This window comes from Vibrio sp. DNB22_10_4, from assembly GCF_052879755.1.
Genome location: NZ_JBNNXW010000015.1, coordinates 1 through 23,094, shown reverse-complemented (window position 1 = coordinate 23,094; position 23,094 = coordinate 1). Strand labels below are relative to the sequence as shown.

The following is a 23,094-nucleotide window of genomic DNA, read 5'->3' as shown; positions in this document are numbered from 1 at the left end:
TGTATTTCGCAAATAAGTGGCATGGATTGCCATCTTTACGAAGAGTTATCTATGAAATTTACTATCGAACGTCATCACCTACTAAAGCCGTTACAACAAGTTTCTGGTGCACTAGGCGGCCGTCCTACATTACCTATTTTGGGCAACTTGCTTCTTAAAGTAGAAGAAGGGGTGCTTTCTCTTACCGCGACTGACCTTGAGGTAGAGCTGGTAAGTAAGGTGACGTTAGAGAGTGAGTTTGAAGCGGGCAGTGTGACTGTACCTTCACGTAAGTTCCTCGATATCTGTCGTGGTCTGCCTGATGATTCTACGATCACTATCGTATTAGAAGGCGATCGCGTACAAGTGCGCTCTGGTCGTAGCCGATTCTCACTATCCACATTGCCAGCCAGCGATTTTCCGAACATTGAAGATTGGCAGCAAGAAGTGGCGGTGACAGTCACTCAAGCCGAGCTTAAGTCGCTGATCGACAAGACTCAGTTCTCAATGGCTAACCAAGATGTGCGTTATTACCTAAACGGTATGTTGTTTGAGTTAGACCAAACAACATTGCGCTCAGTGGCGACCGATGGTCACCGTATGGCGGTGGCAACGGTGGCGCTAGAAGGCAGCTTTGACAACAAACAGATCATTGTGCCGCGAAAAGGTGTACAGGAGCTTTCTAAGCTTCTAGATGCACCAGAGCAGCCAGTAACACTGCAAATTGGCAGTTCTAACATCCGTGCCGAAGTGAACAACTATGTCTTTACTTCTAAGCTTGTTGATGGTCGTTTCCCAGATTATCGCCGCGTAATGCCTCAAAATACCGATAAGACTCTCGAGACAAACTGTGATGAGTTACGCCAAGCGTTCTCCCGTGCCGCGATTCTATCGAATGAGAAATTCCGTGGCGTTCGTGTCAACCTGGCGGACAACGAGATGCGCATTACGGCTAATAACCCAGAGCAAGAAGAAGCAGAAGAGATGCTCGATGTGAACTTCCAAGGTGAAGCGCTCGAGATTGGTTTCAACGTTTCTTATGTTCTCGATGTACTTAACACGCTTCGCTGCGACCAAGTACGTATATCGATGTCCAATGCCAACGCCAGTGCGTTGATTGAAAACAGCGAAGATGACAGTGCCATGTACGTGGTGATGCCAATTCGTCTCTAAGACGAGCATGACGTTATGCCGCTTACGCGTTTAATCGTACAGCAATTTCGAAATATTAAAGCCTGTGATATTGAACTATCTACAGGCTTTAACTTTATTATCGGCCCCAACGGCAGTGGCAAAACCAGCTTGTTGGAGGCGATCTATTTGCTTGGTCATGGGCGCTCATTTAAGAGTTCTCTCACCGGTCGAGTGATACAAAATGACTGCCAAGAGCTGTTTGTACATGGCCGTTTTTTGAACTCGGATCAATTTGAGATACCCATTGGCATTAATAAGCAGCGTGATGGCTCAACAGAGGTTAAAATAGGCGGTCAATCTGGGCAAAAGTTAGCTCAGCTTGCCAAGGTTCTGCCGCTGCAACTTATCCATCCAGAGGGCTTTGAATTGCTCACTGATGGCCCTAAGTTTCGTCGGGCATTTATCGACTGGGGTGTGTTTCACTCTGAGCCAGGTTTTTTTGAGGCTTGGGGGCGTTTTAAGCGTCTCAGTAAGCAGCGCAATGCGCTACTTAAGACTGCCACCAGCTACCGAGAGTTAAGTTACTGGGATAGAGATTTAGCCCAGCTGGCTGAGCAAATCGATGGTTGGCGCCGCACCTATGTCGAGCAAATGAAAACCTTGGCTGAAGAAATGTGTCAGTCTTTTCTGCCGGAGTTTGAAATTAAACTCGGTTATTACCGTGGCTGGGAAAAAGACACGCCGTATGGCGAGCTCTTAGAACGTAGCTTTGAGCGTGACCAAAGTTTGGGGTACACCTTTAGTGGCCCAAATAAAGCCGATTTAAGAATTAAAGTGAACAACACCCCTGTAGAGGATGTGTTGTCTCGTGGTCAACTTAAACTGATGATGTGTGCGTTGCGTCTTGCGCAAGGGCAGCACCTCGCAGAGTTGACCGGAAAGCAATGTATCTATCTGATAGATGACTTTGCTTCAGAATTAGATAGCCTGCGTCGTAAACGCTTAGCGGATTACTTAAAACAGACTCAGGCTCAAGTTTTTGTAAGCTCTATTACCGAAAGCCAAGTTGCCGACATGATTGACGAAAATGGCAAGATGTTTCATGTGGAACATGGCACAATAGAGCAAGGTAAATAGTGAGAGAAACTCATGTCAGAAAATTACGATTCATCGAGTATTAAGGTACTAAAGGGTCTGGATGCAGTACGTAAGCGTCCGGGAATGTACATCGGCGACACGGACGATGGAACCGGTCTACACCACATGGTTTTTGAGGTGGTTGATAACTCAATTGATGAAGCGTTGGCAGGTCACTGTAGCGACATTATCGTGACTATCCATGAGGACAATTCTGTTTCTGTTAGCGATGATGGCCGTGGTATTCCAACGGAAATGCACCCAGAAGAGCAAGTGTCTGCGGCAGAAGTTATCATGACGGTACTTCACGCAGGTGGTAAGTTCGATGACAACTCGTATAAGGTATCGGGTGGTCTGCACGGCGTAGGTGTTTCTGTAGTAAACGCACTGTCTAAGCAAGTCACACTGACTATCCATCGTGGCGGTCACACTCATACTCAAACTTATCACCACGGTGAGCCACAAGCACCACTGGCTGTGATTGGTGATACCGACAAAACAGGTACAGAAATCCGTTTCTGGCCAAGTGAAGAAACTTTTTCAAACGTAGAGTTCCACTACGACATTCTTGCTAAGCGTCTACGTGAACTGTCGTTCCTAAACTCAGGTGTCTCAATCAAGCTTGTCGATAAGCGTGAAGAAGACAAAATGGATCACTTCATGTTTGAAGGTGGTATCCAAGCGTTTGTTGAGCATCTAAATACCAATAAGACACCAATCATCCAAAAAATCTTCCATTTTGATTTTGAGCGTGAAGATGGCATCACCGTAGAAGTGGCGATGCAGTGGAATGATGGCTACCAAGAAAACATTTACTGTTTTACCAACAACATCCCTCAACGTGATGGTGGTACTCACTTAGCGGGTTTCCGTGCCGCATTAACGCGTACGCTGAACTCGTTCATGGATAAAGAGGGCTTCTCTAAGAAAGCCAAGACAGCGACATCAGGTGATGATGCTCGTGAAGGTCTAACAGCTATCGTATCGGTGAAAGTGCCAGATCCGAAGTTCTCAAGCCAAACCAAAGACAAGCTGGTTTCTTCTGAAGTGAAATCTGCCGTTGAGTCTGCGATGGGTGAGAAGCTGTCTGAGTTCCTAGTAGAGAACCCAGGTGAAGCGAAGATTGTTTGTACTAAGATCATTGATGCTGCTCGCGCACGTGATGCAGCGCGTAAAGCGCGTGAAATGACACGTCGTAAAGGCGCTCTAGACCTAGCGGGTCTGCCAGGCAAACTGGCTGACTGCCAAGAGAAAGATCCAGCGCTTTCTGAACTGTACATAGTGGAGGGTGACTCTGCGGGCGGTAGTGCTAAGCAGGGTCGTAACCGTAAGAACCAAGCGATTCTTCCACTGAAAGGTAAGATCTTAAACGTTGAAAAAGCGCGTTTCGATAAGATGCTTTCTTCACAAGAAGTGGCAACGCTTATCACGGCACTTGGCTGTGGTATCGGCCGTGACGAGTACAATCCAGATAAACTGCGTTACCACAACATCATCATCATGACCGATGCGGACGTCGATGGTTCTCACATCCGAACGCTACTTTTGACCTTCTTCTACCGTCAAATGCCAGAGCTTATTGAGCGCGGTTACGTGTACATCGCTCAGCCACCGCTTTACAAAGTGAAGAAAGGTAAGCAAGAGCAGTACATCAAAGATGAAGATGCGATGAACCAGTACCAAGTTTCTTTGGCTCTGGATAACGCTGCTCTGCACGTGAACCCTGAAGCACCAGCACTAGCAGGTGAATCACTAGAGAAACTGGTACAGCAGTTCAACGGCGCAGTGAAGATTGCCGATCGCATGGCTCGTCGCTACCCACACGCACTAGTGAGTGAGTTCATGTACACGCCACGCCTAACGGCTGAACAGTGTCACGATGCTGTTGCGGTTGAAGCATGGTCTAAGCAGCTTGTTGAGCAGTTAAATGCCAAAGAAGTGGGCGCAAGCCAATACAGCTTCGAGGTTGAACAGCACGCTGAGCTAGGTTTGAACCTACCGAAAATTATCGTGCGTACCCACGGTGTGACTCATGAGCATGTGCTGAGTATCGACCTGCTGAACTCGAAAGAGTACGGCAAGCTAGCGTCTCTATCGGAAGCTCTAGAAGGTCTGATTGAAGAAGGTGCTTACGTGAAACGTGGTGAGCGTACTCAACCAGTGAGCCACTTTGAAGATGCCCTAAACTGGCTAATCAAAGAGTCGCGTCGTGGTCTGAGCCTACAGCGCTACAAAGGTCTAGGTGAGATGAACCCAGATCAGCTTTGGGAAACCACAATGGATCCTGAAACACGTCGCATGATGCAAGTAACGATTGAAGATGCGGTTGGTGCAGATCAGCTGTTCACGACACTAATGGGCGACCAAGTAGAGCCTCGTCGTAACTTCATTGAAGAAAACGCACTTAAAGTAGCCAACCTAGACGTTTAGATTGATTTCTCTTCGCTGGCTGAACTGATTTCTGCGTCGAAGGTGCTCATTTATGATTATAAACCTTTATTGGTATAAGAATGGCGCCTTCTCCTTGAACTCAGTTCACCCAGCTTCGATAAACCAATTTAAAAAAGACTGTCACTAATGACGGTCTTTTTTTGTTTTTAACTCTATGAAAAATAACCGTTATAAAAAATAGTTTAAGAAAATACCTTGAAAGCGATTTTCGCCATCCCTATATCTAGTTATGAAGGGGAGCTGTCTTGCTCAAGAGAGAAGAAACAGACCTTTTAAACGCCGACAAAGTATCGCTCAGTGGAGGATCACTTTAACGGCACACTTAAAAAACTGATTTATTGCTACGTCCCCGAACAGCAAGGCTGTCAGCGGAGTGGTGGATAAATCCCTTAGTCGTCACGGCACCGGTTTATAGACTGGGTGCTTTTGAAAACTCACGGCTAAGACTATTGCTTACTATGAGGATAGCATTATGAGAACTGTAGATTTCACTCCTTTATACCGCAACGCAATTGGCTTCGATCGTCTATTCAACATGATGGAAGCGAACTCAGCGAAAAACTCTTCTGGCGGTTACCCTCCATACAACATCGAGCAACAAGATGAGAACCATTTCCGTATTACTATGGCGGTGGCTGGCTTTGCTGAAGACCAACTCGATCTGACTCAAAAAGAGAACATGTTGATTGTTAAGGGTGAGCGTAAAGCCGAAGAAGAGAAGAAGTACGTGTACCAAGGTATTGCAGAGCGTGATTTCGAGCGTAAATTCCAACTAGCTGACTACGTAAAAGTGGTAGGCGCAAGCATGGAAAATGGTTTACTACATATTGACCTAGAGCGTGAAATCCCAGAAGCGATGCAACCACGTAAGATTGCTATTGGTGGTAATAACCTAATCGAAGGTTAATTGCCCATAGGCTTTAACTAGCCATACCTATCGGGAATTAAGAGTGAAAGAGCACCATTGAGGTGCTCTTTTTATATCTAAAGGAAATGAAAAATCAGCCCTGCTGATAGGCTTTTTCAACTTCTTCAGCGATGATCGCAATACCTTGCTGCATTTTGTCGTCATCTTGTACATAGTTCATGCGCAGACATTGATGGGCATGATCCCATTCATCTTCCTGACCGATAAAGAAATATTCCCCAGGCACAATCAACACGCCACGATCCTTCAAGCGTTGGTAGAGCTCCATAGTGGTAATTGGTAGCTCATCAAACCATAGCCACAAGAAAATAGCGCCTTCTGGCTTATGGATTCGAAAACGTGGTTCGGTAATCGCCGATTGTAATAACTCAACCGCGCGTTGGGATTTTTGCTGGTAGAACGGCTTAATGACGTTTGAACTTAGATCCAAAATGTCGCCTTTCTCAATCATATGATGAGCAAGCGCAGGACCAAAGCTGCCTGGTGCTAGGCTGATTATGCCATTCATATTGGTCATCGCTTGCGTGACTTCTTCACTGGCAATCACGATACCGCAGCGCAATCCTGGTAGACCTAACTTAGATAAGCTCATGCAGAGAATGGTGTTTTCATTCCAAAACGGCTCCACATCTTCAAAGATGATGTTTGGGAAGGGCAAGCCGTAGGCGTTATCGATGATAAGTGGGATATTATTTTCACGAGCCAGTTTATCCAGCTTATGGATTTCTTCATCGGTTAGTACGTTACCCGTTGGGTTAGTTGGGCGTGAAGCACAAATTGCCGCAACCGAATCATCGATTTCTAGGTGTTCGAAATCCACATGGTATTTGAATAGACCGTTATCAAGCAGTTCTATTTCTGGGTGATAGGAAACAAAAATATCTTCGTCTATGCCTGCATCGCCATAACCAATGTACTCTGGCGCAATTGGCAACAAGATTTTCTTATGGCTGCCATCGCTTTGCTTACCTGCTAGTAGGTTAAACAGATAGAAAAACCCACTTTGGCTGCCATTGGTTAAGCTGATGTTTTTTTCAGTAATGTTCCAGCCATAGGTATCGCGCAGCAGCTTGGCGAGCGATTTAACAAATGCATCTTTTCCTTGCGGGCCATCGTAGTTGGCCATGGCGGCCACCAGTTCACCACTGGCGAGGAGGTCATTGCTGGCTTGGTGAAAATACTCGAGCATGGCAGGAATGGCGGCTGGGTTACCACCTCCGAGCATGATGGCACCTGGAGTGCGAAGGCCATCATTAAGATCATCCATTAATTGGGTAATACCTGAGTAACGATTAAATTTTTCACCAAACTTAGAAAATTGCATTGTTGTACCTAGTTCATTGTGTTCACTTGTAGTGTTTATAAGGGGTTTTATCCTGCTGGTGGCAAGATGAACCTTTGAACATACAGCAATGATTACGGCAGGCAAAGCACTATTTGAGTGCAAAGAAAATGAGCAAAAAAAAAGGAGCGCCGTAGCGCTCCCTTTGATGTGATTTACTCGGTTTTAATTTGTTGATTACTCGCCAGTGTAGACGATGAGTATCTTGTCATCTTGGTAACGGCGTTCAAACGCATAGTAGCCTTCACGCTGGTGGGTAATGTGTTGCCCTTTAGCGACAGCTGGATGACGTAAGCGGAAATCCCCCAACGCTTGCCAGTGCTTGAGCAACGCTTCGCGCTGACCTGTTATCCTATCCCACGGCATATCGGAGCGGGTACCTTGGTGTGAGTCTGAGCCGCTGACACCTAAGTCTCGCGCTATCTCATCACCATAGTAGATCTGCACCGCACCAGGGCTCAACATAAGAGCGTTTGCGGCGCGCATCTGATCATCAATGCTTCGGCTTCGAGAAGCCCAGAACAGTGAGGTGTCATGCGAAGAGAGGTAGCTGAGCACATTAAACTCGCTATCGCTGTTAATGCGCTCAGCATAGCGTTGAAAGTCACTGTCTAGGTTAGCGAAACACTTCAGTGCCTTAGGGGCGACGTCACCTTGGAACTCGAAGTTGATAATGGAATCAAAACCGTTATCGAAATATGGGCTCTTCACCACGCTGTGCGCCCATACCTCACCCGTCATCCAGAATGGTTTATCATCCAGTGCTTTGTCTGGATTGTTTTGCTTCCACTCTGCCAGCGCCTCGTTACTGGCTTGTTTGAGCTTAGCCCAACTTTCCATTTCCACGTGTTTAGCGGTATCGACACGGAAGCCGTCGATGCCATACTCGCGAACCCAATCCGTGAGCCAGGTGATCAGGTGGTCACTTGGCGTGGCTTGAACATCTTTGGCATTGGTCTCTTTACTGCGATAGAAGTTCGGTAGACCTGTTTTCTGTGTCGATTCAGTTTTTAGATCCGGTAAGAAGTTAAGTGACATGGTTCTGTCGTTGTATCCAGGCGCGTCGTAGTCGCCAATATCGGTGCGGATCCAATCCTTACCCCACCATTTATCCCACGCTTCATCATCACTGTATTTGATATAATCATTAAAGCTGTGCCAGCTTTGACCTGATTTAGGTTGCCAATCGGTCCAGTTTTCACCGAGCTCTTTTTTTGCCTCTTCATCGGAGAGGTAGAGCTTTCCGAAGCCAAATTCTTGCATGTCCGCTAGGGTAGCGTAACCGGTATGGTTCATTACCACGTCCCATACGATGCGGATACCTTTCTCGTGGGCTGTATCGACAAACTGACGCAATTCTTCCTCGGTGCCCATATTGGCATCGAGCTTAGTCCAATCCTGGTGGTAATAACCGTGATAACCATAGTGCTTGAAGTCGCCCTTATCACCACCACCAACCCAGCCGTGGATTTGCTCCAGTGGCGAGGTGATCCAGATGGCATTCACTCCAAGCGATTCAATGTAGTCGAGCTTTTTAGTCAGACCAGCAAGATCGCCACCGTGAAAGGTGCCGATTTCGTGTTTGCCGTCTTTGCTTCGGCCATAGCTGTTATCGTTATCTAGGTTGCCGTTGTAGAAGCGGTCGGTCATTACGAAGTAAACCGTCGCGTTGTCCCAGTCGAACTCAGCCTTCGGAGCTTGCTCTTCCGGCTCTAGCAGCAATAGGCCTTGGCTGTTTGCTCCGGGCTGTAGTGCAATCTTGCCGCTGCTGACCGTAGCTTGTTGCCCGCTCAACGCGTCTCTAAGTACCGTGCCATCGGCAAAGGTGGCGCTGACATCGATGACTTTTGGGCTGTCAGTGGCGACAGGGCAGGTGGAGGTAAAGTCGTTACTCTGTTTTGGTTTCACCTTCACGGTGAGCTCATTGTTGGCCGGATTGAGTGTGAACTGGTAAGTGTTTGCCTTGAATACTCGCATTGGAATCGCCGATTCCCCGGCACAGTCATCGAGCTTTAATGGACGGTTAAACTTAATGCGCGCATCTTCAGCCAGTGAGAAGTTGCTGCCACAGGTTTGAGCATTATCACCAATAGAAAAGGTGTAGCTGCCTTTGTCGAGTTTCTTTTCTGCAATCAGTAAACCTTGTTCATTGGCAGCAAAAGCGACTTGTTGGTCCTCTAGGCTAAGTAGTAACGCATTGTCGGGCAGTTGGCTACAGGCACCGAGCATCGCCACAGATAGAGAGATTAGGGTCTTTTTCATGGGTTCTCTTCCTTGAAGTTATCCCACGTTTATATCAAATATCGACCTCTACATTCTGAGTGCTATAACCGCTAGTTTGCAGGCAAGCTCCCTACAATTTTCTTGCTAGTTCACAGAATTAACAATAACTTGATGCTGCTTGAAGGGTACAAAAAAGGGAAGCCTTAGCTTCCCTTTTAATTAACTCTTGTTACCAGAATCGATGACTATTTCTGAAGAAGTGAAATGTCGGCGATTTGCAGGAACAGGTTACGCAGGTTGTTTAGTAGCGTTAGACGGTTCTTCTTAAGCGCTTCGTCATCGGCCATTACCATCACGTTATCGAAGAACGCATCCACTGGCTCACGTAGATCAGCAAGTTTGCTTAGCGCTTCCTGATAGTTACCGGTCGCGAATGCTGGCTCGAGGGCTTCAGTCATCACTTCAACGTTCTCTGCAAGCGTCTTCTCCGCATCTTCTTGTAGAAGTGCAAGGTCGATCTCTGCTGCAAGTTCGCCGTCGAATTTCGCTAGGATGTTACCTACACGCTTGTTCGCTGCCGCTAGTGCTTCTGCTGCTTCTAGCTCACGGAAGTGAGATACCGCTTTAACGCGTTGGTCGAAGTCTGCTGGTTTGGTTGGACGATTAGCCAGTACCGCTTGGATGATATCCACGCTGAAGCCTTCGTCCTTGTACCATGCATTGAAACGACCAAGCATGAAGTCGATGACGTCGTTTGCAACGTTCGCGTTTGTTAGCTTGCTAGTACCATCTTCTAGGGCAAATAGCGATTGTGCTTTTGCGATCAGGTCAGTTAGGTCTAGGTTGTAGCCGTTCTCTACGATGATACGTAGCACACCCAGCGATGCACGACGAAGTGCGAATGGATCAGAGCCCTTGGGTGCTTGGCCAATACCAAAGATACCCACAATCGTATCTAGCTTGTCTGCCATTGCGACCGCTGAAGAGATACCAGTGCTTGGTAGCTCGTCACCCGCGAAGCGAGGCATGTACTGCTCGTATAGCGCCAGTGCTACTTGCTCATCTTCACCGTCGTGAGTCGCATAGTGCATGCCCATCACACCCTGGGTATCGGTAAACTCGAATACCATAGAGGTCATTAGGTCACACTTCGCTAGAAGACCAGCACGCTTAGACTTTTCAACGTCAGCATCGATTTGCTCAGCGATGTAGCCAGCAAGTTCAGTGATGCGGTCGGTCTTGTCTTTGATAGTACCAAGCTGCTTCTGGAAGATAGCTTGGTCTAGTTCAGGTAGACGGTCGATAAGAGGACGCTTACGGTCAGTGTTGAAGAAGAATTCTGCATCCGCTAGACGTGGACGTACTACCTTCTCATTACCTTCGATTACGTAGCGAGGCTCTTTCGACTCGATGTTAGAAACGAAGATAAAGTTTGGCAGGAGTTTCTTGTTCTCGTCATACACCGGGAAGTATTTCTGGTCACCTTTCATGGTGTAAACCAACGCTTCAGAAGGAACCTTTAGGAACTCTTCTTCAAACTTCGCTGTGAGTACGACTGGCCATTCAACTAGAGAAGTGACTTCTTCAACTAGGTCATCTTCTAGCTCAGTAATACCACCAACAGCCGCACCCGCTTTTTCAGCATCAGCTAGAATAATAGCTTTACGCGCTTCGTAATCTGCCATGACTTTACCGCGCTCTTCTAGGATCGCAGGGTATTGCTCAGCAGAATCGATGGTGAACTCTTGCTCACCCATAAAGCGGTGACCGCGGATGGTGCGGTCAGAGGCCACACCTAAGATCTCGCCTTCGATAAGGTCAGAGCCCATTAGCATAGTCAGCGTCTTAACAGGACGGATAAATTGAGTTGTCTTGTTACCCCAACGCATTGGCTTAGCGATTGGCAGGTTAGCGAGCGCTTTTGCTGCAAGCTCAACCACGATTTCAGTCGTTGCTTGGCCTTTGACTTCTTGTTTGAAAAGCAGCCATTCGCCTTTGTCTGTGACTAGACGATCTGCTTGCTCAACAGTGATGCCGTTACCGCGAGCCCAGCCTTGAGCCGCTTTAGTTGCATTGCCGTCAGCATCGAATGCGACAGAAACAGCAGGGCCACGCTTCTCAACCACTTTGTCAGCCTGCCCTTCAGCAAGACCGGCAACTCTAAGTGCGAGACGACGAGGTGCTGCGTACCATTTTACGCCTTCGTGTGCGAGATCAGCGCTTTTAAGCTCAGCTTCAAAGTTTGCTGCGAAAGCTTCTGCTAGAGTACGAAGCTGCGTTGGTGGTAGCTCTTCAGTACCGAGCTCAATTAGAAATTCTTTTGCCATGATTACTTCTCCTCGTCCTTCTTAAGCATTGGGAAGCCTAGTGCTTCACGTGATGCGTAGTACGCTTCTGCAACAGATTTAGTCAGGTTGCGGATGCGGAGGATGTAACGTTGGCGTTCTGTTACAGAGATAGCTTTACGCGCATCAAGGATGTTGAATGCGTGACCCGCTTTAAGAATGCGTTCGTATGCAGGAAGCGGAAGTGGCTTCTCAAGCTCAAGTAGCTCTTTACACTCTTTCTCACACTGATCAAAGAAGGTGAATAGGAAGTCTACGTCTGCGTGCTCAAAGTTGTACGTTGATTGCTCAACCTCATTTTGGTGGAAGATATCACCGTAAGTAACGTTCGAGCCGTCTGGTGCAACGTTCCAAACTAGATCGTACACAGAATCTACTTCTTGGATGTACATAGCTAGACGCTCGATACCGTAAGTGATCTCGCCAGTTACTGGCTTACATTCAAGACCACCAACTTGCTGGAAGTAAGTAAACTGAGTCACTTCCATGCCGTTTAGCCATACTTCCCAACCAAGACCCCATGCGCCTAGAGTTGGGTTTTCCCAGTTGTCTTCTACGAAACGAATGTCGTGTACTAGCGGGTCGATACCAAGAACTTCAAGTGAACCAAGGTACAACTCCTGAATGTTATCTGGAGAAGGCTTAAGCGCTACTTGGAACTGATAATAGTGCTGCAGACGGTTCGGGTTCTCACCGTAACGACCATCGGTCGGACGACGTGAAGGTTGAACGTATGCCGTAGACATTGGCTCTGGGCCAAGTGCACGTAGACATGTCATTGGGTGAGAGGTGCCTGCACCTACTTCCATATCTAGTGGTTGAACAATAGTACAACCGTTCTGTGCCCAGTAATCCTGCAGCGCGAGGATCATTCCCTGGAAGGTTTTGATATCGTATTTTTGCATAGTAATTCGCGCAATTCTCTAAGTGAAAAGGTCTATCTGATAATCAGAAAATAACAAATAAGTATACCGATTAATCGTTAAGGGGAGTAGGGGTAAAAGCGCTGAATTAATCCCCGTAAAGCCAAAAAGTGGGGTTTTTCGGCGTTGTTCGCCATGTAGAAGGGTTCAAACCCCACGATTGTTGAAATTGATTCGTTGAGTGATTACAATGCCGCCATCTCTGGGGAGTAGCTTATCCATACGCTTGCAAGCGCTTGGATTCGTTCGTCAACATAATTGGTGCAAAATCACCATGGCGCTCGAGACTTGTGCCCGCAAGTTTAGCAAGACCATAGATAAACATCGTGAACCGGGGTGGGGCGCGAGGTTTGTCTATAGGTTAAAAACTATAAACCCTGCCCCTTAGAGCATGTCGTGAGCGTTTTAGCTATTTCAATTACTACCGTGGCACTCGCCGAAATAGGCGATAAGACCCAGCTTTTGTCGTTATTGCTGGCCAGCCGTTACCGTAAACCCATTCCTATCATTGCCGCTATCTTTCTAGCGACCATTGCCAATCATGCGTTAGCTGCTTGGCTAGGTGTCGTGGTAGCCGATTACTTGTCGCCCGATGTCCTTAAGTGGGTGCTGGTGATCAGCTTCCTTGCCATGGCGGCATGGATCTTGGTACCCGATAAACTGGATGACAATGAAAGCATTTCAAGCCGTGGCCCGTTTGTTGCTAGTTTCATTGCCTTTTTTATCGCGGAAATCGGTGACAAAACCCAGATTGCCACTTCTATCCTTGGTGCACAATATGCGGATGCCCTAGCTTTGGTGGTGATAGGTACTACGGTCGGTATGCTACTTGCCAATGTACCCGTGGTGCTGATTGGTAAATTGTCTGCGGATAAATTACCGCTTGATTGGATTCGTCGTATTACTGCTATTTTGTTTATGGGACTCGCTATTGCAGCCGCCATTTTTTAATAACAATATCAACTGAGTATCGAATCTTAATCGCGATCAAACTCTCGCTTGAATCTGACTAAATTCGTGATGAATGACATATTAGTGTCATAATTGTCATGGTACTTTAATCATGTGGATCCTAGCGAGAGGGCAAGATTATGCTTACACGTTACACAGGAATGACCGCAGAAAGCCAAAGCCGTTTGTTTACGTTCGGTTTGGTATTAACGCTGCTGGGTATGGTACTCACGGATATGTGGATACCTATGGTAGTAGGCGCCATTATTATGGCCGGGTTGGCTGTCGAGTCGTGGATTCGGGTTCAGCATCTTATCCCAATGCACAATGAGATTCGTTCGATGCAAAAGCAGATCAAGAAACTTCAATCTGAAGTCAGAACGCTGGAGTATGACGAATAGCTTCAACGGAACAAATAGTAGAAAGGCTACCAATGGCAGCCTTTTTTAATGCGTTATGCCATGCCTTTTTTGATTAGGTAAAGGTAGGGCACCGTTTCTGTTTGCGCACCAAGTAATTGGTGATCCATAAAGCGACAGAAACTAGGAATATCGCGAGTGGTGGAAGGATCGTCGGCTTTCACCAATAACACATCACCATCTTCCATTTTACGAATTGTCTTCCTGACCATCATCACTGGCTCTGGGCAGCGCAATCCTTCGGCCTCGAGCGTTTGCGTGGCAAGGTCTGTATTGATTGTCATGGGGAACTCTTTTCTCTAGAAAACAGCCCAAATTCTACTTATGAAGAAAAAATATGCAATAACCCCTTGGCAAATGGATCTTTTTGCTTTAACTTTATTAACAAGTTGGTAACAAAGACGCAGGGAAGTAGCTATGTTGACCGCACTAGATAGATTAACAATATACTCGGTACTGTGCGTGATTGCGTTTTGTGCCTTGGTACTTCAGCCTTCACCACAAGCTGGATGGACACCTTTAATTGGTTTGAGTGCTGCAATCGTGGGATTGTGGCTTGAGATGAGACGTTGGCAAGATGCTTCTGAGGAGCAGGAAAATTAACAATTAATAAACATTTCGCCATCTAAACTATCCAACAGACTACGACATTCCGACACTATCCCCATTTTCTTGGGCTTCCCCGCTGAAAGGCGGGATTTTTTTTATCTGAAGAAAAGCAAACCCAGTGTAGACTAAATGAGGCATTACATAGGAAGAGCTTATGGAACTCGAAGAAATCTATCGTCGCGATCTTAACTTGTTGGTGGCATTGAAGGTATTAGTTGAAGAAGGCAGCGTCAGTCAGGCGGCTGTGCGGCTCAACCTAAGCCAATCTGCAACCAGTCGAGTGCTAGGGAGGCTGCGAGACTTACTCGGCGATCCGCTATTTACTCGTCAGGGGCAGCGCATTATTCCGACCAGTAAGGCTCTTGAAATATGTAAACAAATCGATCAGCCACTAGAATCCTTTCGTCAGCTGTTAACCCCTAGCGAGTTCAATCCTTATTACTGTAATGAGCGTTTCCTTATCGCAACCACTGACTATGCGATGCAAACTATCTTGCCCTACGCGTTGCCTAAGATTTATCAGTTAGCTCCGAATATCTCGTTAGAGTTTGCGCCGCTTCAACATGAAAGCCTTTTCAAGCAGCTCAGTACAGACAAAGTCGACATGGCAATTTGCCGTCCGACCGGGTCTGTGACGCCTTTGCATCAAGAAGTACTTGGACCTGTGGGCGTTTCTTGTTTGGTTTCCAAACATCATCCTTTGGCGGACAAGCCTTTATCTCTTGAGGATTACATTAACGCGCCTCATGCGATGATCGCCATCAGTGATGGCGTTAAAGCCCTGTTGGATGCTGCGCTTATTAATCAAAATCCAAGAAAGATGGTGCTGCGCGCGTATCATCTAGAAGCGGCGTTAGCGATCGTCGATAGTATGCCGCTTATCATTACCGTTCCGGCGGATTTGGCTTACTTAGTGGCCGAGCGCTACGATTTGGTGATTAAACCACTACCTTTCGCCTTTACGCCGTTTGACTATTCTTTGATTTGGCATGCTCGATGCGATACCTCGGAGTCTCAAAAGTGGCTTCGCTCGGTGGTGAAACAAGAGTGTGGAAAATTGATTGCTAAGCGTATTGAAGATGTAGGTTTAGGTTGAATGCAAAAAAGGCTCTCGTAATGAGAGCCTTTTTTATAACGAGGTCATCGCTAATTAGATCTTGATAGTCACGCGACCAGTTACGGCACCGTTAGTAATGTCTTCAGCCGCTTGAATCGCCTCTTCGAGTGCTACGGTTTTGCTTGCCTGTGCGTAGTATGACTCAGGAAGTAGTGTCGCTAGCTGTTCCCAAGCTTTGATGCGTTTTTCACGTGGGCACATTACTGAGTCAATACCTTGTAGACGCACGTTGCGTAGAATAAACGGCATTACTGTGGTAGGTAGATCAAAGCCTCCCGCTAGACCACATGCTGCGACGACACCGTTGTAGTTCACTTGTGCAAGCACTTTAGCAAGCATGTTGCTGCCCACAGTATCGACAGCAGCAGCCCACAATTGACGCTCAAGCGGTTTTGCTGGCTCTTCAAGTTCACTACGCTCAACAACGCGTGATGCTCCGAGTGATTTTAGCAGTTCGCCATTCGCTGAAGCGCGACCAGTTACTGCCGCCACTTTATAACCTAGCTGGCTAAGTAGTGTGACAGATACACTACCAACACCGCCACTTGCGCCAGTAACCAGTACTTCGCCGTCTTCTGGTTTTACGCCTGCATCAACAATAGCTTGTACACATAGCATCGCAGTAAAACCTGCAGTACCGATAGCCATAACTTTTTCTGCATCGAGACCTGCTGGCATTGGCACTAGCCAGTCACCGTTTAGGCTCGCTTTCTCAGCCATGCCACCCCAGTGATTCTCACCGACCCCCCAGCCAGTGAGAACCACTTCGTCGCCTTCCTTGTAACGAGGGTCGTCTGATTGCGACACTACGCCAGAAAGATCGATACCCGGTACCATTGGGAAATTGCGGATGATTTTACCTTTACCGGTAATCGCCAACCCATCTTTGTAGTTCAAAGATGAATATTTTACATCTATTTTCACATTACCTTCTGGAAGCTGTGACTCGTCTACTTGAGAAATAGTAGCGATTGTTTTTTTGTCTTCTTGGTTAAGTAACAGTGCTTTGAACATGATGTTCTCCAATGAGTTGACGTGTTATCTGCTGCAAAGTGTAGGTGAGAAATTCGAAAAAAAACAATGAAACTTCAACATTAGATATATGCGCTGGATGCATAAATAAAAACAGCCCCGAAAGCGGGGCTGTTTGCGTTGAAGAGCCGTAATGAGAGGATTACGGTCTTTCAAAGATGGTTGCGATACCTTGACCCAAACCAATACACATAGTGGCAAGACCGATCTTGGCGTCTTTGTTTTCCATGATATTGATAAGTGTGGTCGAGATACGAGAGCCCGAGCAACCCAATGGGTGACCCAATGCGATGGCGCCGCCATTTAGGTTAACCTTTTCGTCGACCATATCCAGTAGACCAAGATCTTTAGCACATGGCAGAGATTGAGCCGCAAACGCTTCGTTTAGCTCAACAATATCGATGTCGTCCATCGTCAGACCCGCGCGTTTAAGTGCTTTTTGCGTTGCTGGCACAGGGCCGTAACCCATAATCGATGGATCGCAGCCTGCAATGGCCATGGAGCGGATCTTCGCACGAATGGTTAAACCAAGCTCGTTGGCTTTCTCTTCGCTCATGATAAGCATGGCTGACGCACCATCAGACAGTGCCGATGATGTACCTGCTGTTACCGTGCCGTTTGCAGGGTCAAAGACTGGACGAAGCTTAGATAGCCCTTCAACATTTGTTTCTGGACGAATTACTTCATCGTAGTCGAGAGTAAACAGCGAACCATCTTCAGCATGACCTTCGGTCGGCAAGATCTCGTTCTTGAAGCGACCTTCAAGCGTCGCTGCTTGTGCTCGCTGGTGGCTTCGTGCTGCAAACTCATCTTGTTGTTCGCGGCTGATGCCATGCAGTTTACCCAGCATTTCTGCGGTTAGACCCATCATGCCTGCCGCTTTCGCGACGTTTTTAGAAAGCTGAGGGTGGAAGTCCACACCGTGCGTCATAGGAACGTGCCCCATGTGCTCAACACCACCAATTAGGCAGATCTCAGCATCGCCAACCATGATGGAGCGTGCCGCGTCATGCAATGCTTGCATAGATGAGCCACACAGACGGTTTACCGTTACCGCACCAATTTCAATCGGTAGCCCTGCCAGTAGCGCTGCGTTACGAGCAACGTTAAACCCTTGCTCTAGGGTTTGCTGTACACAGCCCCAGTAGATATCTTCAATTTCTTCTGGCTTCACTTGTGGGTTGCGAGCCAAGATACCTTTCATTAGATGTGCCGATAAGTCTTCAGCACGCTGATGTCTAAACGCACCACCCTTGGAACGACCCATAGGTGTACGAAGACAATCAACAACGACAACATTTTTCATTTTGATATTCCTCATCCAATCGGTGGTTACAGTGAGCTAGCTTGCTGCACGTCATAGAAGCGCTTGCCAGAGCTTGCCATATCGACCAGCGACTGAGGCACCTTGTACATTGCACCTAGCGACTCATATTGCTTCGCCATCACAACGTAGTTGTCGATACCGATACTGTCTAGATAGCGGAACACACCACCTCTAAATGGAGGGAAGCCGAGACCGTAAACCAACGCCATGTCTGCTTCTTGTGGTGTTGCAATGATGCCTTCTTCCAAACACAGTACGACTTCGTTGATCATTGGAATCATCATGCGCTGAATAATGGTGTCATCATCGAATGATTGTGCAGGCTTGCTGACTGACTCAAGCAGTGAGCTGATGTCTTCGCTCGGTGCTTTCTTAGGGCGACCGCGTTTGTCAGTGGTGTAAGCATAGAAACCGGAGCCATTCTTCTGACCATAGCGAGTGTTTTCAAACAGCACATCAATGGAATCACGCTGCTCTTTTGCCATACGTTCTGGGAAGCCTTCCGCCATAACCGCTTGTGCATGGTGCGCGGTATCGATACCCACAACGTCAAGTAGGTAAGCAGGACCCATTGGCCAGCCAAACTTACGCTCCATGATTTTGTCTATCTGAATGAAGTCCGCACCATCCGCCAGTAGCTGACTAAAGCCACCAAAGTATGGGAATAGAACACGGTTAACAAAGAACCCTGGGCAGTCATTCACAACGATAGGGGATTTACCCATTTTCGCGGCGTAAGCTACAACGCGATTGATGGTTTCTTCCGAGGTGTGCTCACCGCGAATGATTTCGACCAATGGCATGCGGTGTACTGGGTTAAAGAAGTGCATACCACAGAAGTTTTCTGGGCGTTTTAGTGACTTCGCAAGAACATTGATAGGAATGGTTGAGGTATTCGAGGCGATGACAGTACCTTCGCCCACCATCTCTTCGACTTCACTCAGCACTGCAGCTTTGATTTTTGGATTCTCTACCACAGCTTCCACAATCACATCGCTTTGCTCAATACCTGCGTAATGTAGGCTAGGTGTAATTGAAGCCAGCACGCCGGCCATCTTAAATCCGTCGATGCGTCCACGCTGTAAACGCTTGTTGAGCAATTTGGAGGCTTCGGTCATACCAAGCTCAAGGGACGCTTGAGCGATGTCTTTCATGATAACCGGTACGCCTTTTAGCGCTGACTGGAAGGCGATACCGCCACCCATGATACCGGCACCGAGTACTGCTGCGCGCTCAGTGTCTTTGCCAGACTTAGCGGCTTTTTTAGCAAGACCTTTGATGTATTGGTCATTAAGGAAAATACCAACCAATGCGTTAGCGACATCTGAGCCGGCAAGATTGATGAAGTAGTTCGCTTCTACATTAAGCGCTTCATCACGACCATAGCGAGCAGCCTCTTCAATAGTTTTGACTGCGGCCATTGGCGCTGGGTAATGCGGTCCGGCTTTTTGTGCAACGAGACCTTTCGCCATAGTAAAGCTCATCATGGATTCAAGCTTGCTGAGCGTTAGCGGTGATACTTTTGCTTGGCGACGCGCTTTCCAATCAATCTTTTCATTGATGGCTAGCTCAATAGTGTTCAGTGCAGAGTCATACAACGCATCAGTGTCGACGATAGCATCGAGTAGGCCGACTTTTAGAGCTTCATTGGCTCGGCATGCTTTGCCTTGCGTGATGATCTCCATGGCACTGTCTGCACCAATCAGTCTTGGTAAACGAACGGTACCGCCAAAACCAGGCATGATACCTAGCTTGGTTTCCGGCAGGCCGATGCTGGTGGTCTTGTCGCCTATTCTAAAGTCCGTCGCTAGTACGCACTCACAACCACCGCCTAGCGTGTAGCCTTTTAGTGCAGATAGCGTTGGTACTGGCAAGTCTTCCAGCTTGTTGAAAATGTTGTTAGCGAACCCTAGCCACTCCTTGAGTTCAGCTTTTGGCTTGGCAAACAGTCCAAGGAATTCTGTGATGTCAGCACCCACAATAAAGGCGCTTTTGTCAGTTGTTAGGATGAGTCCCTTAAGGTCGCTCCATGCAGCAAGCGCATCGAGGGCTTTATCTAGGGCTTCGAGAGTAGCCAAGTCCAGTTTGTTGACCGACTTGGGAGAGCTAAAGCACAGCTCGGCGATGCCGCTGCGTACTTCCTTTACCTGTAGAGTTTCAGATTGGTAAATCATTGTCATTCTCCGTGACAGACAATCCGTGATTGTGTGAAAGCGGTTGTTATAGTTTTACTTCTGGTTAGACCAGTTATTTAAGTGTGTACCGCATCGAATTTAATTTCAATACATTTTTTAAACAACTGTTTAACATTATGACCAGTGTCCAATCTTGGAGTCAATTGCTATCGCTCGTGCTAGAATACCCCTTTTAGGCGACAAACCTCGTAAAACTCAATGAACTCAACTGCATACTTGATACCTGAGCACCCAGTTCTTTTTGAAGAAGAGATCAAAAAGAGCGTGTTCATCACGCAAATCGCTCATACACCAAGTATTGAGTTGGCAAAAGCATTTGTTGATCAAGTGAAGAAACAGCACAGCAGTGCTCGACACAATTGTTGGGGTTTTGTGGCGGGGCGTCCTGAAAATTCGATGATGTGGGGCTTTAGTGATGACGGTGAGCCGTCCGGTACCGCAGGTAAGCCTATCTTAGCGCAGCTCAGTGGTTCTGGTATTGGAGAGCTAACCGCTGTGGTCACTCGTTATTCTGGTGGTATCAAGCTTGGCACGGGCGGTTTGGTGAAGGCTTATGGAGGCGGTGTACAACAAGCACTTAAGCTGATTCAAACAATCGAAAAAAAAATCACCACACAATTACGTCTAGAGTTAGACTATGCATTCGTGTCTATCGCTCAATCTGAGCTGAGTCGTTTCGAAGCGGTTGAGGTCGAGTCGCACTACACCGACAAGGTTATTTTTATTGTTGAGTTAGAAGTGAACCATGTTGATGCACTGACGCAGAGTATCATTAATAAAAGCGGAGCCAAGGCAATGGTCTCCCCAGTAGAAAACAACTAGGACGTAACGAAGCAGCGCTTCATCAACTCATATGCAATTTCGATCTATAATTCGCATTGTCGGACTGCTACTCGCTCTGTTTAGCGTTTCAATGCTCGCACCCGCTTTAGTCGCACTGATTTATCGAGATGGTGCGGGTGTGCCTTTCGTTACTACCTTTTTCGTCCTACTTGTTTGCGGCGGGTTTTTCTGGTTTCCAAACCGTCGTCATAAACACGAGCTTAAAGCCAGAGACGGCTTTCTTATTGTTGTACTGTTTTGGACCGTAATCGGTAGTGCCGGTGCATTGCCTTTTTTGATATCTGATTATCCCAATGTCTCTGTCACGGATGCCTTCTTTGAATCCTTCTCGGCACTAACGACGACAGGGGCGACAGTGATCGTTGGCTTGGATGAACTTCCTAAGGCGATTTTGTTCTATCGTCAGCTACTTCAGTGGTTTGGTGGTATGGGTATCATTGTACTCGCGGTGGCGATTCTACCGGTGCTTGGTATCGGTGGTATGCAGCTCTATCGTGCTGAGATCCCGGGCCCGGTTAAAGACAGTAAGATGACGCCGCGTATTGCAGAGACCGCTAAAGCGCTTTGGTACATCTATCTGAGTTTGACTATTGCTTGTGCAGCGGCATTTTGGGTGGCAGGCATGACGCCATTTGATGCGATTGCCCATAGCTTCTCGACGATTGCGATTGGCGGTTTCTCGACCCATGATGCCAGTATGGGGTATTTCAATAGTCCGGCTATTAACATGATTACGGTCGTATTCCTGCTGATATCTGCGTGTAACTATTCTTTGCACTTTGCGGCCTTTGCATCTGGCGGCGTGCATCCTAAATACTATTGGAAAGATCCGGAATTTAGAGCTTTCATCTTTATTCAGGTGGTTCTGTTTTTGGTGTGCTTCCTTATCTTACTTGAGCATCACTCCTACAATTCTATGTACGACGCATTCGATCAGGCTCTGTTCCAGTCAGTCTCGATATCGACGACAGCCGGCTTTACGACAACAGGTTTCTCGGAGTGGCCTCTGTTCTTGCCCGTACTACTGCTGTTCTCATCATTTATTGGTGGCTGTGCAGGTTCAACGGGTGGCGGTATGAAGGTTATTCGTATTCTTCTACTGACACTGCAAGGTGCCCGTGAAATGAAGCGCTTGGTTCACCCAAGAGCGGTCTATACCATTAAAGTCGGCGGGACAGCACTATCACAGCGCGTTGTCGATGCGGTTTGGGGGTTCTTCTCCGCTTATGCTTTGGTGTTTGTGGTGTGTATGTTGGCGCTTATCGCAACAGGTATGGACGAGCTCAGTGCTTTCTCAGCCGTAGCGGCGACACTGAATAACCTTGGTCCAGGCCTTGGTGAGGTGGCACTTCACTTTGGCGATGTGAACGACAAGGCGAAATGGGTACTGATTGTGTCGATGCTGTTTGGGCGATTAGAAGTGTTCACTCTTCTTATACTACTGACGCCAGCATTCTGGCGAAGCTAATTCATCAATAGCTAATTTATTAATAGATGGCAGCGAAGGAAATCATCGTGGAAAAAGTTCTCTATCTCTATTCTTCTCGCGAAGGACAAACAAAGAAAATCATTGGACGTATTGCTGAGCAGCTTGGTCATAATGATGCCGCCACTATTAATCTTCATGAAAACCCAGATGTAAATCTGAGTGACTATGACAAAGTACTCATTGGTGCCTCTATTCGTTATGGCCACCTAAATAAGAAGCTGTATCAGTTTATTGAAGCAAACCAAAAGCAACTGGATGAGATGAAGACGGCGTTCTTCTGCGTGAACCTGACGGCCAGAAAAGAAGAGCAAGGCAAAGATACGCCAGAAGGCAGCGCCTATATAAAGACGTTTCTTAAAAAGTCGCCTTGGCAGCCGACCCTGATCGGTGTTTTTGCTGGTGCCCTCTATTACCCGCGTTATAATTCGTTTGATCGCTTTATGATTAAGCTAATTATGACCATGACAGGTGGCGAAACGGATACCACCAAGGAAGTTGAGTATACTAATTGGGAGAAAGTGAGGCTGTTTGCCGAGAAATTTGCCCAGTTATAGAGAGATAATGTTGGTTTTTACGCCGTTTTGACTCGTTTTTAAGCGAACGATAAAAAAAAGCGAAAAACTTTAAAAAAAGGGTTGCCAACTTTAATC

General features: G+C 47.2%; 19 protein-coding genes. 11 read left to right on the top strand and 8 right to left on the bottom strand.

The window, feature by feature from the left end; all coding sequences use genetic code 11:
- Positions 1-51: 51 nt before the first annotated feature.
- The 4 genes from dnaN to ACVA6Q_RS21355 all read left to right on the top strand — a co-directional run bounded on the left by dnaN (position 52) and on the right by ACVA6Q_RS21355 (position 5,608).
- On the top strand, positions 52-1,152 hold the full coding sequence (dnaN, locus tag ACVA6Q_RS21370) for a DNA polymerase III subunit beta (RefSeq protein WP_353497469.1): 1,101 nt from the start codon (positions 52-54) through the stop codon (positions 1,150-1,152).
- 15 nt (positions 1,153-1,167) lie between these two features.
- On the top strand, positions 1,168-2,250 hold the full coding sequence (gene recF, locus ACVA6Q_RS21365) for a DNA replication/repair protein RecF (protein WP_446648880.1): 1,083 nt from the start codon (positions 1,168-1,170) through the stop codon (positions 2,248-2,250).
- Positions 2,251-2,262: 12 nt separating this feature from the next.
- The gene (gyrB, locus tag ACVA6Q_RS21360; protein WP_353497467.1) at positions 2,263-4,680 is read left to right on the top strand and encodes a DNA topoisomerase (ATP-hydrolyzing) subunit B; all 2,418 of its coding nucleotides are present in this window, start codon (positions 2,263-2,265) and stop codon (positions 4,678-4,680) included.
- A 493-nt stretch (positions 4,681-5,173) separates the two neighbouring features.
- Positions 5,174-5,608, top strand: coding sequence for an Hsp20 family protein (locus tag ACVA6Q_RS21355; protein ID WP_353497466.1), 435 nt, complete (start codon positions 5,174-5,176; stop codon positions 5,606-5,608).
- 94 nt (positions 5,609-5,702) lie between these two features.
- Here ACVA6Q_RS21355 and ACVA6Q_RS21350 read toward each other — a convergent pair whose 3' ends face one another.
- The 4 genes from ACVA6Q_RS21350 to glyQ form a co-directional block, all read right to left on the bottom strand.
- Positions 5,703-6,953, bottom strand: a complete 1,251-nt coding sequence (locus ACVA6Q_RS21350; RefSeq protein ID WP_418641831.1) for a valine--pyruvate transaminase — start codon at positions 6,951-6,953, stop codon at positions 5,703-5,705.
- Between the two features lie 195 nt (positions 6,954-7,148).
- Entirely contained in the window at positions 7,149-9,233 is a 2,085-nt protein-coding gene (locus ACVA6Q_RS21345) for an alpha-amylase (RefSeq protein WP_446648879.1), read from the bottom strand.
- Positions 9,234-9,439: 206 nt separating this feature from the next.
- Entirely contained in the window at positions 9,440-11,521 is a 2,082-nt protein-coding gene (gene glyS / locus ACVA6Q_RS21340) for a glycine--tRNA ligase subunit beta (protein WP_353497463.1), read from the bottom strand.
- Between the two features lie 2 nt (positions 11,522-11,523).
- The gene (glyQ, locus tag ACVA6Q_RS21335) at positions 11,524-12,444 is read right to left on the bottom strand and encodes a glycine--tRNA ligase subunit alpha (protein WP_418641833.1); all 921 of its coding nucleotides are present in this window, start codon (positions 12,442-12,444) and stop codon (positions 11,524-11,526) included.
- Between the two features lie 414 nt (positions 12,445-12,858).
- On the opposite strand from glyQ, the gene ACVA6Q_RS21330 reads away from it, so the two are divergent.
- Together ACVA6Q_RS21330 and ACVA6Q_RS21325 are read left to right on the top strand one after the other, a co-directional pair.
- On the top strand, positions 12,859-13,413 hold the full coding sequence (locus tag ACVA6Q_RS21330; RefSeq protein ID WP_353497461.1) for a TMEM165/GDT1 family protein: 555 nt from the start codon (positions 12,859-12,861) through the stop codon (positions 13,411-13,413).
- A 140-nt stretch (positions 13,414-13,553) separates the two neighbouring features.
- The gene (locus ACVA6Q_RS21325; protein WP_042502468.1) at positions 13,554-13,814 is read left to right on the top strand and encodes a hypothetical protein; all 261 of its coding nucleotides are present in this window, start codon (positions 13,554-13,556) and stop codon (positions 13,812-13,814) included.
- A gap of 53 nt (positions 13,815-13,867) precedes the next feature.
- Here the strand turns inward: ACVA6Q_RS21325 and tusA are convergent, their stop codons facing one another.
- Positions 13,868-14,116 (bottom strand): sulfurtransferase TusA, encoded by a 249-nt coding sequence (gene tusA, locus ACVA6Q_RS21320; protein WP_042502471.1) that lies wholly within the window; start codon positions 14,114-14,116, stop codon positions 13,868-13,870.
- A 133-nt stretch (positions 14,117-14,249) separates the two neighbouring features.
- Here tusA and ACVA6Q_RS21315 point away from each other — a divergent pair, with 133 nt between their 5' ends.
- Positions 14,250-14,435 (top strand): hypothetical protein, encoded by a 186-nt coding sequence (locus ACVA6Q_RS21315; protein WP_112460747.1) that lies wholly within the window; start codon positions 14,250-14,252, stop codon positions 14,433-14,435.
- 160 nt (positions 14,436-14,595) lie between these two features.
- A complete protein-coding gene (locus ACVA6Q_RS21310; RefSeq protein WP_418641835.1) occupies positions 14,596-15,537 on the top strand; it encodes a LysR family transcriptional regulator in 942 nt (313 codons plus the stop codon).
- Positions 15,538-15,591: 54 nt separating this feature from the next.
- On the opposite strand, the gene acuI is transcribed toward ACVA6Q_RS21310, so the two are convergent.
- The 3 genes from acuI to fadB all read right to left on the bottom strand — a co-directional run bounded on the left by acuI (position 15,592) and on the right by fadB (position 20,091).
- Complete coding sequence (acuI, locus tag ACVA6Q_RS21305; RefSeq protein WP_418641836.1) at positions 15,592-16,572, bottom strand: acrylyl-CoA reductase (NADPH); 981 nt, start codon at positions 16,570-16,572, stop codon at positions 15,592-15,594.
- A 160-nt stretch (positions 16,573-16,732) separates the two neighbouring features.
- Positions 16,733-17,896: an acetyl-CoA C-acyltransferase FadA gene (gene fadA / locus ACVA6Q_RS21300; protein WP_446648878.1), complete on the bottom strand. Its 1,164-nt coding sequence runs from the start codon at positions 17,894-17,896 to the stop codon at positions 16,733-16,735.
- Positions 17,897-17,922: 26 nt separating this feature from the next.
- Positions 17,923-20,091: a fatty acid oxidation complex subunit alpha FadB gene (fadB, locus tag ACVA6Q_RS21295; RefSeq protein WP_446648877.1), complete on the bottom strand. Its 2,169-nt coding sequence runs from the start codon at positions 20,089-20,091 to the stop codon at positions 17,923-17,925.
- 219 nt (positions 20,092-20,310) lie between these two features.
- Here fadB and ACVA6Q_RS21290 point away from each other — a divergent pair, with 219 nt between their 5' ends.
- Genes ACVA6Q_RS21290 through hemG form a run of 3 tightly spaced genes read left to right on the top strand, consistent with a single transcriptional unit; the run spans position 20,311 to position 22,998 of the window.
- Entirely contained in the window at positions 20,311-20,934 is a 624-nt protein-coding gene (locus ACVA6Q_RS21290) for a YigZ family protein (RefSeq protein WP_446648876.1), read from the top strand.
- A gap of 31 nt (positions 20,935-20,965) precedes the next feature.
- Positions 20,966-22,423 carry a TrkH family potassium uptake protein gene (locus ACVA6Q_RS21285; RefSeq protein WP_112460744.1) on the top strand — a complete coding sequence of 486 codons (1,458 nt, stop codon included), beginning with the start codon at positions 20,966-20,968 and terminating at the stop codon, positions 22,421-22,423.
- Between the two features lie 47 nt (positions 22,424-22,470).
- Complete coding sequence (gene hemG, locus ACVA6Q_RS21280; RefSeq protein WP_353497454.1) at positions 22,471-22,998, top strand: menaquinone-dependent protoporphyrinogen IX dehydrogenase; 528 nt, start codon at positions 22,471-22,473, stop codon at positions 22,996-22,998.
- Positions 22,999-23,094 lie beyond the last annotated feature (96 nt).